This window comes from Thioclava sp. DLFJ5-1, from assembly GCF_002020115.1.
Classification (GTDB): Bacteria; Pseudomonadota; Alphaproteobacteria; order Rhodobacterales; family Rhodobacteraceae; genus Thioclava; species Thioclava sediminum.
In genome coordinates this window covers 1,369,139-1,383,523 of sequence record NZ_MPZU01000001.1, presented here as the reverse complement: position 1 = coordinate 1,383,523, position 14,385 = coordinate 1,369,139, and the positions used below count along the sequence as shown (strand labels likewise).

Below are 14,385 nucleotides of genomic sequence, written 5' to 3'. Positions count from 1 at the left end.
GCTCAGCGCTCCTCGCCGGTTTGGTCGTCCGTAAGTGACTGGAAGACGGACTCGCGGATCGTATCGAGCGAGACCTTCCGCGCCTCGCCGTGGCTGAGCGCGGGCGTCAGGCCGAGTTGCAACGCCAGCGCCGAGAAGAACAGCAGTGCCGCACCACCTAGCATCGTACGCATCTGCGGCTTTGCGCCCGCGCGCTTCACCGGGAGCTTGCCTGTCTCTTCGCGCGGCGGGGCGGCGAGGGGGGCGGCCTGTTGCTTCGCGGCCTCGGGTGCGATGAAGATGAAGTGGTCGAGCGCGGTCAGTCGCGCCGAGAGCGGGGTCCGCCGCAGGGTCGCAAGAAGCGAGGCGGGAAAATGGTCTGCGGGGGCGTGAATCTGACCGGGCAGGGCGGTCGCGCCCTGTCGCGCCAGTTCGGCGACCGGAATGGCGAAGCTGTGCAGATCGTCACGGAAATAGACGTCCCGCACCCCGAAACTTTGCGCATCGGCACCGGCGTCTTCGATGGAAATGCGCACGGTGTCGGCGCTGAGGCTGATTTCGCACGTCGCCATCAGCGCCTCGGCCCAGTGGGTGTCGCTCAGCCGCCGGAAGCCGGGCGGGCCGCCATCCTCGCCGGCGGGGCGCACGGGCTCCGCGCTGGCACGTGGCGGGGGCGCGGCGATCTTGCTCGCGGGCGGCGTGGTCGTGGATTGCTCCGGGTTCAGCTCCGACAGAAGCCGCTCCACCTCGCGCATCGCTGGCGAGACCGAGGCCGATTTCGCATCGGTCAGCGCTTCCGGGTCGAGCCCCTCATCGGCGGCATAGGCGAAATTGATCGCGTAATCGCGCGCGATCTCGGGAAGATCGTCGGTCTCATGCACGAGCGACAGGATCTTCTGCTCGTCGGAAAACAGCATCCGCCGGGTCCGGTAGCCGTCGATCTTCGGAATGACGGCGAACTCATCCGCGCGCCAGTTCATCGACCGCGCAAGCCGGGGCAGGACGCGCTCGGCCTCGCTCGCATGAAAGACCAGCATCGCGCAGCCGCCTTCCGGGTCGAGGCCGACGGCCAGACACATCTGCTGCGGCCATTGCTGGAACAGATGGCGCAGGTCCTGCTCTTCGAGCAGAAAGGCTATGGCTTCCGCGCTGGCGCTCATGAAATGCCCTGAATGCAAGATCCGTGTTGGATTGAACCTATCTATTCATGGATAATCGGTCAAGTTTCCTTGTTAAGCCTACGAAATCTTAAATTTATGCTTAATATTGCTCGCGATATTGGCATTTATACTTGACTTAACGGGAGCGTCACCGGAGATTTAGCCAAGAATTTCAGGAAACGGCGGCTGTCGGTGAAAGACCGCAGGACGCGAAACACACGGACAAAGAATAATGACGATCATCCTTGGCCTGTTGGCCGTCGTGGGCCTCGTGTTCGGCGGCTTCCTTCTCTCCGGCGGCAGTATGGACGTTCTCATTCACGCTCTGCCCTTCGAGGGGATGATGATCGGCGGCGCCGCCTTGGGCTCTTTCCTGATCGCGAACTCGTTCAGCATGATCCGCCGCTCGGGGCGCGGGCTTGTGAAAGTGATGAAGGGCAGCCAGTGGAAGACGGCGGATTACACTGATCTGCTCAACCTGCTGTTCGAACTGTCGCGGCTGTATCGCAACAAGGGGATCATCGCGCTCGACTCGCATATCGAGACCCCGGAAGAGAGCGAGATCTTCGGTCGCTATCCGCGCATCCTGAAGGACCATTTCGCGATCCAGCTGATTACTGACAGCTTCCGGATGCTGGCGATGAACTTCGATGACAAATACCAGACCGAGGACGTCATCAACCGCAAGCTCAAGAAGCATCACCGCGAGGTCATGGCACCGGCCTCGGCGCTGCAGACCGTCTCCGACGCATTGCCCGCCATCGGCATCATCGCGGCCGTTCTGGGCGTGATCAAAACGATGGGTGCGATCGACCAGCCGCCGGAGATTCTGGGCGGCATGATCGGCGGTGCGCTTGTCGGTACCTTCCTCGGCGTGTTCCTTGCCTATTGCTTCGTGCAGCCGATGTCCGGTCGTCTGCGCCAGATCGAGGAAGAGGATTCCGCGTTCTATGCCGTGATCCGCGATATCTTCGTGGCGCTGGTGAGTGACCACCCGCCGAATATCTGTATCGAGATCGGTCGCGGCAGCATTCCCACCGTCTATCAGCCCGATTTCTACGCCGTCGAACAGGCGCAGAAAGAGCTGCCGCAGGCGGCGTAAACAGGCGATGGCGCGCAACCGGATCGCGGCTCTGGAGGTGATAGGGCGGCTGCGCAGGCGCGAGCTCGAAGAGCAGGCTGGCGAGCTGTCGAAGCTGAATGCGCAGGTCGCGCGGCTGGAAGGCGAGCGCGATACGTTGACAGAGCGCGCCCGCGCCGAGCTTCACGTCACCTCGCCCGAGACTGCGCCCTATGCCGCCGGGTTTCGCGAGGCGGTGCGCGAGACGGTCTCGTGGCTCGATCAGGAAATCGGCGCGCTGAACGAGCGCCGCGTGCCGCTCGAAGATCGGATGCGAGAGCTGTTTCGAGAGGCGAAGACCTACGACACGCTTCTCGACCGTGCCCGCGCCGAACGCGCGGCGGAACTGGCAAAGCGCGAGCAGGCACAGGCCGAAGAGCGCACGCTCCAGCGCTGGCTGCGCGACAGGGACGCCGTCTGAATCTGCATTGAGGCTGGCGTCGAGAGCGACCCTGCGGCTAAGCTTTCCCTACGGCACATAAACAGAGGGAGACGCTCCGATGGAGTTCAGCGACGCAATCCGCAAATGTTTCTCGAACTACGTGACCTTCACCGGCCGCGCGGCCCGGCCCGAATTCTGGTGGTTCGTTCTGTTCATCTTTCTCGGCAACATCGTCTTCGGCATCTTGGACCGTATCCTTTTCGGTCCGATGATGATGCGGGACGATGCGTCGCTTCTTGGCGCGATCTTCTCGCTCGTCGTGTTCCTGCCCTCGCTCGCGGTGCTGGTGCGGCGGCTGCACGATATCGACCGGACCGGCTGGTGGGCTCTGATCGCGCTGATCCCGGTGATCGGGACGCTGGTCCTGCTCTTCTTTACCGTCCAGCGCGGCTCCACGGGCGGCAACCGGTTCGGGCCTCCGGCTCTGCCGCCGCATCAGATGCCGTCCTGAGGTGACATGAAAAAGGGCACCCGCGCGGGGTGCCCTTCATTCCGTCTTTGGTAGCGGTCTGCTCAGTCCAGCGCCGCATCGCACCGTTTGCAGGTGCCGGGATGCTTATGCGTGCCGACATCGGGCAGGATCTTCCAGCAGCGTTCGCATTTCTCGCCATCCGCCTTCTCGAAGACCACCGAGATGCCCGAAACTTCGGGCAGGCGGTACGCTTCCTGTGGGGCCGGATCGGCGGTCAGCGCGATATCCGAGGTGATGCAGAGATCCTCGAAGGGCACAGATTTCAGCGCCGCAAGAACGTCCGCATCCTCGACATGCACGACAGGTGCCGCCTCGAGCGAGGCCCCGATCACCTTGGCCGAGCGCTGCACTTCCAGCGCCGCCGTCACCACGCGACGGGCGCGGCGGATGCCGTCCCATTTCGCGGCAAGGCTCGCGTCGGCCCAAGCTTCGGGCGTCTCGGGGATGTCCTGCAGGTGCACCGAGGCGTCGTCGCCCGGGAAGCGCGACAGCCACACGTCTTCCATCGTGAAGACGAGGATCGGCGCGAGCCAGGTCGTCAGGCGATGGAACAGAAGGTCCAGCACCGTGCGCGCCGCGCGGCGACGCAGGCCGTCTTCCGGGTCGCAATAGAGCGCGTCCTTGCGGATGTCGAAATAGAAGGCCGACAGGTCCACCGTGCAGAAGTTGAACAGCTGCTGGAACACGCCCTGGAAGTCGAACGCGTCATAGCCCTTGCGCACCTCGGTATCGAGCTGCGCCAGACGGTGTAGCACCCAGCGCTCCAGCTCCGGCATCTCGGCCGGATCGACGCGCTCGGCGTCGGAGAACCCGTCGAGATTGCCCAGCATGAAGCGCAGCGTGTTGCGCAGGCGGCGATAGCTGTCGGCGACGCCTTTCAGGATCTCCGGGCCGATGCGCTGATCCTCGGTGAAGTCGGTCTGCGCGACCCAGAGGCGCAGGATATCCGCGCCGTATTGCTTGATGACTTCCTCGGGCACGATCGTGTTGCCCAGCGATTTGGACATCTTCATGCCCTTCTCGTCGAGCGTGAACCCGTGCGTCACCACGTTGCGATAGGGCGCGCGGCCTTTCGTGGCGCAGGCCTGAAGCAGCGAGGAGTGGAACCAGCCGCGGTGCTGGTCGGTGCCCTCAAGGTAGACATCGGCGATGCCATCCTCGGTGCCGTCTGCGCGGTCGCGCAGCACGAAAGCATGGGTGGACCCGCTGTCGAACCACACGTCGAGCACGTCGAAGACCTGCTCGTAATCGTCGGGGTTCACCAGACCTTCGAGAACCTTCGCTTTGAAGCCGTCCTCATACCACGCATCCGCGCCCTCGGTCTCGAAGGCGGCGATGACGCGGGCGTTGGCTTCGGCATTGCGCAGCAGGAAGTCCTCGTCGGTGGGCTTGGCGCCCTTCTTGACGAAGCAGGTCAGCGGCACGCCCCAGGCGCGCTGACGGCTCAGCACCCAGTCGGGACGGTTCTCGATCATCGAATGCAGGCGGTTCTTGCCCTTCTCGGGCGTGAAGGTCACCAGCTCCTCGATCGAGGTCAGCGCGCGCTTGCGGATCGTGTCACCATAGGTGCCCATGCCATCGTCGAGCGTGTGGTCGATCGCGGCGAACCATTGCGGCGTGTTGCGATAGATCAGCGGCGCTTTCGAGCGCCAGCTATGCGGGTAGGAGTGCTTGATCTTGCCCTTGGCGAGAAGCGCACCGGCCCAAGCGAGCTGCTTGATGTTCGACACGTTCGCCGGGCCGTCCTTGCCATCCGCCGCGACGATCGCCTCGCCGCCGAATAGCGGAAGATCCTTGCGGTAGCTGCCGTCGGGCTCGACGTTGTAGGTCATCGGCAGGCCGAACTTCAGGCCCATCTGATAGTCGTCATCACCATGCGACGGCGCGGTGTGCACGAAGCCCGTCCCCGCCTCGTCGGTCACGTGATCGCCCGGCAGGACCGGCACGTCGAAATCCCATTCGCCATTCGCGCCATCGACACCTGCATAGGGGTGCGACAGGGTCAGCCCTTCCAGCTCCGCAGCGGACACATCGCGCACGCGGGTGAAGCTCTCGACCTTCGCCTGATCCATCACCGATTGCGCCAGCGCATCGGCCATCAGCAGCAGCTCGCCTTCCTCGGCGGTCGATTTCTCGCCCAGCGTATCGACCCGGTAGAGGCCGTAGGCGATCGTCGGGTGGAAGGAGACGGCGCGGTTTTGCGGGATCGTCCACGGCGTCGTGGTCCAGATCACGACGCTCGCCTCATGCAGCTGATCGGCCAGCAGCGCCTGATCGGCCGCGTCATACTCGACCGCATCCTCGGTCGGCATCGCCGCGTTGCCGCCCCGGCGGACCTTGAAGCGCACCCAGATCGTGTGGCTGGTGTGGTCGTGATATTCGACCTCGGCCTCGGCCAGCGCGGTCTTCTCGACCGGCGACCACATCACGGGCTTGGAGCCCTGATAGAGCGTGCCGTTCATCAGGAACTTCATGAACTCCTCGGCGATCACTGCCTCGGCATGGTAGTTCATCGTCAGGTAAGGATCGGCCCAGTTGCCATAGACGCCCAGACGCTTGAATTCCTCGCGCTGGATGTCGACCCAGTTCTCGGCAAAGGCGCGGCATTCGCGGCGGAAATCCACGACGTCGACCGCGTCCTTGTCGAGACCCTTGGCACGATACTGCTCTTCGATCTTCCACTCGATCGGCAGGCCGTGACAGTCCCAGCCCGGAACGTAGCGCGCATCGCGGCCCATCATCTGCTGCGAGCGGGTGATGAAGTCCTTCAGGATCTTGTTGAGCGCGTGACCGATATGGAGATGGCCGTTCGCATAGGGAGGGCCGTCATGGAGCACGAAGCTCGGGCGGTTGTCCTTCGCGGCCTTCTCGCGCAGGCGGTCGTAGACGCCGATCTTCTCCCAACGTGCCAGCCAGTCGGGCTCGCGCATGGGCAGGCCCGCGCGCATCGGGAAATCGGTTTTCGGCAGGAAGACGGTGCCACGATAATCGGGGGCGGTCGTCTCGGTGGTCTGGTCGGAACTCATGGAATTGTCGTCCTTGGGAAAGGGAAGGGCGTGCGCGCGCACGCCTCGGGGCTTGGCGCAATATCCCGGCTACCCTGACGCGTCAGAGCGCCGGGCAGGTAATTCGCGGATATGCAGCCAGCAAGAACATGCCGCCCTTATAGGCGTGCGACCGCAGGGCGGCAAGCGCAGATCAGGGAGGGCTGCCGCCCGTCACTGTGGGTGCGCAATCGACGAAGAAGAGGGGGGCGCTGCCCCCACGCCCTGTCGGGCGCTCCCCCGGGATATTTGTGCCAAGCCGAAATGCATCTGCAGGCAAGAGCCGGGGATACGCGGCAGAAGGGTTGGCCCCTTTCCCCCTCCGTCGCGATCTCTTAGGGTCAGGGCGAAGCGAGGGAGGCAGCATGTCGGAACAGGCAGAGATCACGGGCGAAATGGTGGAGCAGCTCTTCCGGCGTTCCTCCGACGAGTATCTGTTCGCGCGCTGGGGGCGCCCGGTCGTGCCGGTCGTCTTCGGGGTCGAGGCTGCGACGCTGGCGACCGTGAAGGGCGCGGTCGAGGCGGTCGTGGCACTGGCCGGGCACAAGATGGCCGAGACCGATCCTGAGCTTGGCGCGAACCTGATGATCTTCTTCTTCCGCGACTGGCAGGAATTGCTCGAGGTGCCCAATCTCGATCACCTGATCGACGGGCTGCAGGATCTGGTGATCCGGCTCGACGATCAGGGCGCGAACCAGTATCGCGTCTTCCGCTTCGACAAGGACGGTGCGATCCGGGCCTGTTTCGCCTTCGTGCGGATGGATGCCGGGCTCGACGAGGTGCCTGCCGAGGTGATCGCGCTGAGCCAGGCGGTGCAGATGATCCTGCTGTGGTCCGACAAGGCTTTCGTGAAACGCTCGCCGCTGGCGGTTGCGCGCGGGGTGACCGTGCTGCGCCCCGAGATCGCGGCGATCATTGCGGCGGGCTACGATCCGACGATGCCGGCGGTTGCCAAAGATCCGAGCCACGCGCTGCGCCTTGCCGCCCGCGCAGGTCTGCGTCAGGGCGAGGCCGCAGAGGCGGTGCGGGAATTGTCGCGCGAAGTGGGCGAGGCGGAGCCGGACGATCAGGAGAACGAGAATGGCGCATGAGTTTCCGATCCGGGTCTATTACGAGGACACTGATCTCGCGGGGATCGTCTATTACGCCAATTACCTGAAGTTCATCGAGCGCGGGCGGTCCGAATTCGTCCGCGCGCTGGGCGTGGATCAGGTCGCGCTGAAGGCCGATCACGGCGTGGTCTTCGCGGTGCGCCGGGTCGAGGCCGACTATCTGCGCCCCGCGAAATTCGACGACGAGCTGGTGGTCACGACCGATCTGGTGGCCGAGACGGGCGCGCGTTTCGTGATGGAGCAGACCGTGCAGCGCGACGGCGAGGTGCTGTTCACCGCGCAGGTCACCATCGTCTGTCTCAATGAGGCGGGGGCGGCTCAGCGGCTTCCCGCCGATATTCGCCGGAAACTGGCCCCGAAACTGCATTGAAAAGCGGCGGGGTTTCGCCGGTTACATTGTTGTTATGGCGTTCCCCTTACTGCTGATATAGAATCGCTGGTAATCAGAGGCCCGATAACGTGGCCCCAACCGGCGAGCAGTACCTATGGACCAATCTTCGCTTGCGATGGCGCAGGAGATCGACTTCTCCCTGCTTGCGCTCTTTCTGCGCGCATCGCTGACCGTCAAACTCGTGATGATCATCCTTGTGGTGGCCAGCTTCTGGTCCTGGGCGATCATCATCCGCAAATTCATCGCCTATCGCGCGGCGCGCTCCGAGGCGGAAGCCTTCGATCGGGCCTTCTGGTCGGGTGAGCCGCTCGATGAGCTGTTCGACCAGATCGGCCCCGCGCCGGATGGGGCGAGCCAGAAGATCTTCGCCGCCGGCATGCTGGAATGGCGTCGGTCGCACCGTCAGGACGGCGCGCTGATCACCGGCGCGCAGGCGCGGATCGAACGCTCGATGGATGTCGCGATCCAGAAAGCCACCGAGAACCTCAATTACGGGCTGAATTTCTTGGCGACCGTGGGCTCGATCTCGCCCTTCGTGGGCCTGTTCGGCACGGTCTGGGGGATCAAGGTCGCCTTCGAGGAGATCGCGATCTCGCAGAACACCTCGCTCGCCGTCGTGGCGCCCGGCATCTCGGAAGCGCTTGTCGCGACCGCGCTGGGTCTGCTTGCGGCAATCCCGGCGGTGATCTTCTACAACAAGCTGTCGTCCGATGCCGATCGCATCGCGGGCAACTACGAGGCCTTCGCGGACGAATTCTCGACCATCCTGTCGCGCCAGTTGGATAGCTGATCATGGGCGCGGGTGTTGCAAAACGCGGATCGGGCGGATCGCGGCGCCGCAGGAGCGGGCGCGGGCGCCACGCTGCGATGAGCGAGATCAACGTCACGCCGATGGTCGACGTGATGCTGGTGCTGCTGGTGATCTTCATGGTCGCCGCGCCGATGATGACCGTGGGCGTGCCGCTGGAGCTGCCGAAGACGGCGGCCAAGGCCGTGCCGACAGAGCAGGAAACGCCGCTGACGATCTCGCTTCAGGCGGACGGGAAAGTCTCGCTGATGAACTCGGAAGTACCGCAGGACCAGCTGATCGATCGTCTCAAAGCGATCTCGGCCGAGCGTAACAGCAACAAGGTGTTCCTGCGCGCGGATGGCAAGATTTCCTATTCTCAGGTGGTGCAGGTGATGGGCGCGCTCAACGGCGCGGGGTTCTCGAACATCACGCTCGTCACCGATACCGGGGGGCCGCAATTGACGGCGCCTGCGGGGAACTGAGCCCAGGGGGCAGCATCGCATGAACCGTGCGGACAAGATCGGTTACGGCCTGTCGGGCGCGCTGCATGTGGGCGTGCTCTTCTGGGTCATTGCCGGGGGGCAGTGGTTCTTCCCGAAGCCGAACGCGCCGGTGGTGATCAGCCAGGTCGCGGTGATGTCCGAGGAGGACTTCAACACGATGATGGCCTCGGCGCCGAAGGATGCGCCGCAGCCGACGCCGGATCCGGTTGCGCCCACGGCGCCCGATACACCTTCCGAGACGACACCGCCGCCTGAGACGCCCGCGCCCGATCCGCAGGCCAAGCCGGAACCCGAGCCGCAGGCGATGCAGCAGCCCGATCCGGCCCCTGATGCGCAGCCCGACGTCTCGGCCCTGCAAGAGCCGACGCCGCCCGCAGAGGTCAGCGACACGCCGCCCGAAATCGTGCCGCCGGTCGAGGAGCCCTCGCCGACGGTCACGCCCGATATCTCTCCTGCGCCGAAGCCGAAACAGGCGCCACGCGTGGCCCCGACCCCTGCGCCCGAGCCGCCGCCCGAAGCGAAGGTCGATCCGCAGGCCCAGCCGCAAGAGGCGCCAAAACCCGCCGACACGCCCGATCAACCGGTCGAGAAGCCGAAGGAGGCGACTGCGCCGCCGGAAGCCTCGACGGAGATCGTGACCGAAGCGAACAAGACCGAAGACAAGCCGGAAAGCTCTGCGCCGCTGGCCTCGCCGCGTCCGAGCGCCAAGCCGAAACCGCCTGCGCCGAAAGAGACGCAGACGGCCGCCGCGCCTGCCGAGAAGAAGCCCGCCGAGCCGAAACCGGCAGAGACCAAGCCCGCGCCGAGCGAGCCGAAGAAAGTCGACAGCGCCTCGGTCAACGATGCTCTGGCGGCAGCCTTGGGTGGCGAGGGCACGGGCGGCACCGGCTCTGCGCCGACGGGTCCGCCGATCACCGCGGGCGAGAAAGACGCGCTGATCGTCGATATCAAGCAGTGCTGGAATACTGGCGCGCTCAGCTCGGATGCGCTGCGCACCACGGTGACGCTCTCGGTCGACATGCAGCCCGACGGCCACCCGATCATCTCCTCGATCAAGCTGGTCGGGGCGACGGGCGGCAGCGGCAACGCGGTCGATCAGGCCTTCGAGGCCGGGCGTCGCGCTATCGTTCTGTGCGGCTCGGACGGGTTCCCGCTGCCGCCGGAGAAATACGACCGCTGGAAAACGATCACCATCGACTTCAATCCCGAAAAAATGAGGATGAAATGACGATGGATCGGCGAGTTTCCGCGCGGTGTCATGGGGTTGTGATGCACGATCGTGCCGCAGCGCGTTACAAACCGGGCAAGACCCGGAAAGGGAGTGTGTGACATGATGCGTTTCGTTCTCAGTTTGCTGGCGGCTGTGATGCTGGCACCCATCGCCGCAACCGCGCAGGATTCCGAACCGCTGCATATCGAGATCACCGACGGTGTGATCGAGCCGATGCCGTTCGCGATTGCGGGCTTCATCCCCGAAAGTTCCGAGGCCGCCGATATGGCGAGCCAGATCACGCAGGTGATCTCGAGCGATCTGACGGGCACGGGCCTGTTCCGCGAAATCCCGAAATCCGCCTATATCCAGAACGTGTCGAGCTTCGACACGCCGGTGAAATATTCCGACTGGCAGGCGATCAACGCGCAGGCGCTGGTCGTGGGCTCGGTCGGGATGCAGGGCGGCAAGGTGGTCGTGAAGTTCCGCCTCTTCGACGTGTTCTCGGGTCAGCAGATGGGCGACGGGCAGCAGCTCGCGGCCTCGCCGGCAAGCTGGCGGCGTCTGGCGCACAAGGTCTCGGACGTGATCTATTCGCGCATCACGGGCGAGGGGCCCTATTTCGACAGCCGCGTGGTCTTCGTCTCGGAAAGCGGGCCGAAGGACAATCGCCAGAAGCGGCTCGCCGTGATGGATTACGACGGCGCGAACGTGACCTATCTCACCGATGCCTCGACCATCGTGCTCGCGCCGCGCTTCTCGCGTGACGGGACGAAGGTGCTGTTCACCACCTTCGAGACCGGCTTCCCGCGCATCAAGATGCTCGACGTGGCCACCGCCTCGGCGCGGCTTCTGCCGGAAGTGCCCGGCACGATGACCTTCGCGCCGCGCTTCTCGCCCGATGGCACGAAGATCGTCTATTCGATGGAGCAGAACGGCAATACCGATCTGTGGATGATGAATATCAGCTCGGGCCAGACCCAGCGCCTGACGACCTCGCCTGCGATCGAAACCTCGCCCAGCTTCTCGCCCGACGGTTCGCGGATCGTGTTCGAATCCGACCGTTCGGGCACGCAGCAGCTCTACATCATGCCCGCGGGCGGCGGTGACGCGACGCGGATCAGCTTTGGTGACGGGCGCTATTCGACCCCGGTCTGGTCGCCGCGCGGCGACATGATCGCCTTCACCAAGCAAAATCAGGGCCGCTTCCATATCGGCGTGATGCGCACCGATGGCTCGGAAGAGCGTCTGCTGACCTCGTCCTTCCTCGACGAGGGCCCGACCTGGTCGCCCAATGGCCGCGTGATCATGTTCACCCGGGAGAGCCCCGGCGCCCAAGGGTCGGCCTCGCTCTATTCGGTCGACATCTCCGGGCGCAACCTGAAGAAAGTCTCCACGCCGGGAGCCGCATCGGACCCGGCCTGGTCGCCGCTTCTGCCCTGAGGGCGGATTAACAAGCGTTAGAGAAACTGGTAGGCTCGCCCGCAATGGGCAGATCAACAAAGGCGGAACCAATGAATTTTGCAGTGAAGGCCGTGTTGGCCATCTCGATGCTGGGCCTCGCGGCCTGTTCGAACCCCGACCAATACGGCTCCGGTGCGACCGGCCCAGGCGGCGCGCTCGGCCCGGGCGGTGCAGGCGGCATCAGCCAAGGCGGGATCAACGATCCGAACTCGCCGGCCTATTTCAGCCAGACCATCGGCGACATGGTGCATTTCCAGGTTGACCAGTCGACCCTGACCGACACCGCGCGCGGCATCCTGTCCCAGCAGGCAAGCTGGCTGGTGAGCCACCCGAGCTACACTGCGATCATCGAAGGCCATGCCGACGAGCAGGGCACCCGCGAATACAACCTCGCGCTCGGCGCGCGCCGTGCCTCGGCTGTGCAGGAATACCTGATCAGCCAGGGCGTGGCAGGCAACCGTCTGCGCACGGTTTCCTACGGTAAGGAACGCCCGCTGGCGATCTGCTCCACTGAGGAGTGCTACATGAAGAACCGTCGCGCCGTGACGGTGATCTCGCAATCGGCGGTCGGGAGCTGATCGCGATGCTGAGAGCTTTGCTTCTCGGCGCGGCTGTTCTGGCAGCCGCGCCCGCGCTGGCTCAGGACGCGAACCGCGCCCAGACGCTGGCGGATATCAAGACCGAATTGGGTCAGCTTCAGACCGAGATCGACAGCCTGCGCCAGGAGCTGAAATCCTCTGGCCAGGCGGGTCTGCAGAAAGCGGGCGGCGATTCCGCTCTGCAGCGCATGGACTCGATGGAGCTGTCGCTGTCGCATATGACCGACCGCGTCGAAGAGCTGGAAAACAAGATCAACCGCGTCGTGGCCGATGGCACGAAGCGGATCGGCGATCTGAATTTCCGGGTCTGCGAGATGGAAGAGAACTGCGACATTTCGAAGCTGGGTATGGCCAAGCCGCTGGGAGGCGACGCGCCGACCAATGCGCCCTCGGTCACCGGCCCTGCGCCGGATTCCACGCCCGGCCCCGATCTCGCGATCAACGAGAAATCGGATTTCGAAGCGGGCAAGAAAGCCTATGAGGATGGCGATTACGCCTCGGCGGCTGATCTTCTCACCACTTTCCGGCAGACCTATCCCGGCTCCCCGCTGACCAGCGACGCGATGTATTATCGCGGCATGGCGCTGCAAAAGCAGGGCGACGAGGCGGGTGCTGCACGCGCGTGGCTCGACGGGTTCTCCGCCGATCCGAAAGGGTCGCGGGCGGCCGACAACCTGCTGTCGCTCGGCAAGGCGCTGGGGCAGCTTGGCCAACAGAGCGAGGCCTGCACCACGCTGGGTCAGGTGAGCGCACGCTTCCCGGGTTCGTCGGCGGCGGGCGAGGCGCAGAGTGCGCAGCAATCGCTGGGATGCCAGTGAGCGCGCTCCGGTGACGCTGGACGACATCGCAAGACACGGTTTTGACCCCGATGCGCCCCGGCGCGTCGGGGTTGCCGTTTCCGGGGGCTCGGATTCGATGGCGGCGCTGGTGCTGCTGGCTGCGCATTTCGAGGTCGCCGCGGTGACGGTGGATCACGGGCTGCGCCCCGAGGCCGCCGAGGAAGCTGCGTTTGTCGGGCGGTTCTGCGCGGATCGCGGCATTGCACATAGCGTCCTGCGCTGGGACGGAGCCACCGCCGAAGGCAACCTGATGGATGCCGCGCGCCGGGCGCGGTTGCGGCTGATCGGCGCTTGGGCACGCGAAAACGGGATTGCCGATGTCGCGCTGGGGCATACCGCCAACGATCAGGCCGAGACCTTCCTGATGCGGCTCGCCCGCGAGGCAGGGCTGGAGGGGCTCTCGGGCATGCGTCCGCGGTTCGAGGCCGAAGGCGTGACATGGCATCGTCCGTTTCTTGGCCAGACACGCGAGTCGTTGCGCGACCATCTGCGCGCGGAAGGCATCACGTGGATCGACGACCCCTCCAACGCGAATGACCGCTTCGACCGGGTCAAGGCGCGTCAGGCGCTCGGGGCGCTCGCGCCTTTGGGCGTCGATGCGCAGGCGATCGCCGGCGTGACGGCGAACCTCTCGGCGGCGAATGCCGCGCTGAATCGGTTGCTGTCGGCGGAGGTCGCACGTCACGTCTCCGAGGCGTCGGGCGATATGCTGATCGATGCCACGGGCTTCGCCGCGATGGATTCGGAATTGCAACGCCGCCTGATCGTGGCGGCGCTGCGCTGGGTCTCCGGGGCGGAGTATGCGCCGCGCGCCGCGAAGGTGCTGAGCTTGCTGTCGGAGATCGTGCAGCCCGGCGACCGCACCCTGCATGGTTGCCGCATCACCTCCGGCAAAGACGCGATCCGCATTACCCGCGAGGCGCAGGCCGTGGCCGACCTGCGCGTGGCTGTCGAAGCTGGCGCCGCGCTTTGGGACCGCTGGGAGGTCACCGGGCCCGCAACCGACGTCGCGGAAGTCGCGGCGCTGGGGGAGGCGGGATTGCGCCAATGCCCCGACTGGCGCGACACTGGCCTTCCGCGTGCCTCGCTTGCCGCAAGTCCTGCCATTTGGCGCGGCGAGACGCTTGTCGCGGCCCCGATCGCGGGCTTTGGCGCAGGCTGGCGGGCGCGGATTTCCCGCGACGCATTCGCCACTTGGCTAATTCGACGTTGAACCCCGGCGCGTAATGCCTATTTTCACTGAGGAAGAGGCGGCGACCG

Annotated in this window: 14 protein-coding genes; 12 read left to right on the top strand and 2 right to left on the bottom strand. The window is 65.0% G+C overall.

Annotation, left to right across the window (positions count from 1 at the left end):
* Positions 1–2 precede the first annotated feature (2 nt).
* Positions 3–1,139, bottom strand: coding sequence for a hypothetical protein (locus BMI86_RS06590; RefSeq protein ID WP_078540256.1), 1,137 nt, complete (start codon positions 1,137–1,139; stop codon positions 3–5).
* 232 nt (positions 1,140–1,371) lie between these two features.
* Here BMI86_RS06590 and motA point away from each other — a divergent pair, with 232 nt between their 5' ends.
* From motA to BMI86_RS06575, 3 genes are all read left to right on the top strand, one after another.
* Positions 1,372–2,241: a flagellar motor stator protein MotA gene (gene motA / locus BMI86_RS06585; protein ID WP_078521940.1), complete on the top strand. Its 870-nt coding sequence runs from the start codon at positions 1,372–1,374 to the stop codon at positions 2,239–2,241.
* A gap of 7 nt (positions 2,242–2,248) precedes the next feature.
* Complete coding sequence (locus BMI86_RS06580; RefSeq protein ID WP_078540255.1) at positions 2,249–2,680, top strand: flagellar FliJ family protein; 432 nt, start codon at positions 2,249–2,251, stop codon at positions 2,678–2,680.
* 79 nt (positions 2,681–2,759) lie between these two features.
* Entirely contained in the window at positions 2,760–3,152 is a 393-nt protein-coding gene (locus BMI86_RS06575) for a DUF805 domain-containing protein (RefSeq protein WP_078540254.1), read from the top strand.
* A 62-nt stretch (positions 3,153–3,214) separates the two neighbouring features.
* Here BMI86_RS06575 and ileS read toward each other — a convergent pair whose 3' ends face one another.
* Positions 3,215–6,199 (bottom strand): isoleucine--tRNA ligase, encoded by a 2,985-nt coding sequence (gene ileS / locus BMI86_RS06570; protein WP_078540253.1) that lies wholly within the window; start codon positions 6,197–6,199, stop codon positions 3,215–3,217.
* 413 nt (positions 6,200–6,612) lie between these two features.
* Between ileS and BMI86_RS06565 the strand changes: the two genes are divergently transcribed.
* From BMI86_RS06565 to tilS, 9 genes are all read left to right on the top strand, one after another.
* Positions 6,613–7,308: a hypothetical protein gene (locus BMI86_RS06565; RefSeq protein WP_244176581.1), complete on the top strand. Its 696-nt coding sequence runs from the start codon at positions 6,613–6,615 to the stop codon at positions 7,306–7,308.
* Positions 7,298–7,699, top strand: a complete 402-nt coding sequence (ybgC, locus tag BMI86_RS06560) for a tol-pal system-associated acyl-CoA thioesterase (protein WP_078521933.1) — start codon at positions 7,298–7,300, stop codon at positions 7,697–7,699. The genes BMI86_RS06565 and ybgC overlap by 11 nt, the downstream gene beginning before the upstream one ends.
* Positions 7,700–7,814: 115 nt before the next feature.
* Positions 7,815–8,510 carry a protein TolQ gene (gene tolQ, locus BMI86_RS06555; protein WP_078540252.1) on the top strand — a complete coding sequence of 232 codons (696 nt, stop codon included), beginning with the start codon at positions 7,815–7,817 and terminating at the stop codon, positions 8,508–8,510.
* 2 nt (positions 8,511–8,512) lie between these two features.
* Positions 8,513–8,992: a protein TolR gene (tolR, locus tag BMI86_RS06550; protein ID WP_078540251.1), complete on the top strand. Its 480-nt coding sequence runs from the start codon at positions 8,513–8,515 to the stop codon at positions 8,990–8,992.
* Between the two features lie 19 nt (positions 8,993–9,011).
* Positions 9,012–10,241, top strand: a complete 1,230-nt coding sequence (locus tag BMI86_RS06545) for a hypothetical protein (protein WP_078540250.1) — start codon at positions 9,012–9,014, stop codon at positions 10,239–10,241.
* Between the two features lie 138 nt (positions 10,242–10,379).
* Positions 10,380–11,666, top strand: coding sequence for a Tol-Pal system beta propeller repeat protein TolB (gene tolB, locus BMI86_RS06540; RefSeq protein ID WP_244176580.1), 1,287 nt, complete (start codon positions 10,380–10,382; stop codon positions 11,664–11,666).
* Positions 11,667–11,737: 71 nt separating this feature from the next.
* Positions 11,738–12,265, top strand: coding sequence for a peptidoglycan-associated lipoprotein Pal (gene pal, locus BMI86_RS06535; protein WP_078540248.1), 528 nt, complete (start codon positions 11,738–11,740; stop codon positions 12,263–12,265).
* A gap of 5 nt (positions 12,266–12,270) precedes the next feature.
* On the top strand, positions 12,271–13,104 hold the full coding sequence (gene ybgF / locus BMI86_RS06530) for a tol-pal system protein YbgF (protein ID WP_348638949.1): 834 nt from the start codon (positions 12,271–12,273) through the stop codon (positions 13,102–13,104).
* The gene (tilS, locus tag BMI86_RS06525; RefSeq protein ID WP_246831645.1) at positions 13,076–14,338 is read left to right on the top strand and encodes a tRNA lysidine(34) synthetase TilS; all 1,263 of its coding nucleotides are present in this window, start codon (positions 13,076–13,078) and stop codon (positions 14,336–14,338) included. Before ybgF ends, tilS begins: the two co-directional genes overlap by 29 nt.
* The last annotated feature ends 47 nt before the right edge of the window (positions 14,339–14,385 follow it).

Bases quoted from the DNA above. Each gene is read 5' to 3' on its own strand.
- BMI86_RS06590 (WP_078540256.1), bottom strand. From the start codon at position 1,139: ATGAGCGCCAGCGCGGAAGCCATAGCCTTTCTGCTCGAAGAGCAGGAC.
- motA (WP_078521940.1), top strand. From the start codon at position 1,372: ATGACGATCATCCTTGGCCTGTTGGCCGTCGTGGGCCTCGTGTTCGGC.
- BMI86_RS06580 (WP_078540255.1), top strand. From the start codon at position 2,249: ATGGCGCGCAACCGGATCGCGGCTCTGGAGGTGATAGGGCGGCTGCGC.
- BMI86_RS06575 (WP_078540254.1), top strand. From the start codon at position 2,760: ATGGAGTTCAGCGACGCAATCCGCAAATGTTTCTCGAACTACGTGACC.
- ileS (WP_078540253.1), bottom strand. From the start codon at position 6,199: ATGAGTTCCGACCAGACCACCGAGACGACCGCCCCCGATTATCGTGGC.
- BMI86_RS06565 (WP_244176581.1), top strand. From the start codon at position 6,613: ATGGTGGAGCAGCTCTTCCGGCGTTCCTCCGACGAGTATCTGTTCGCG.
- ybgC (WP_078521933.1), top strand. From the start codon at position 7,298: ATGGCGCATGAGTTTCCGATCCGGGTCTATTACGAGGACACTGATCTC.
- tolQ (WP_078540252.1), top strand. From the start codon at position 7,815: ATGGACCAATCTTCGCTTGCGATGGCGCAGGAGATCGACTTCTCCCTG.
- tolR (WP_078540251.1), top strand. From the start codon at position 8,513: ATGGGCGCGGGTGTTGCAAAACGCGGATCGGGCGGATCGCGGCGCCGC.
- BMI86_RS06545 (WP_078540250.1), top strand. From the start codon at position 9,012: ATGAACCGTGCGGACAAGATCGGTTACGGCCTGTCGGGCGCGCTGCAT.
- tolB (WP_244176580.1), top strand. From the start codon at position 10,380: ATGCTGGCACCCATCGCCGCAACCGCGCAGGATTCCGAACCGCTGCAT.
- pal (WP_078540248.1), top strand. From the start codon at position 11,738: ATGAATTTTGCAGTGAAGGCCGTGTTGGCCATCTCGATGCTGGGCCTC.
- ybgF (WP_348638949.1), top strand. From the start codon at position 12,271: ATGCTGAGAGCTTTGCTTCTCGGCGCGGCTGTTCTGGCAGCCGCGCCC.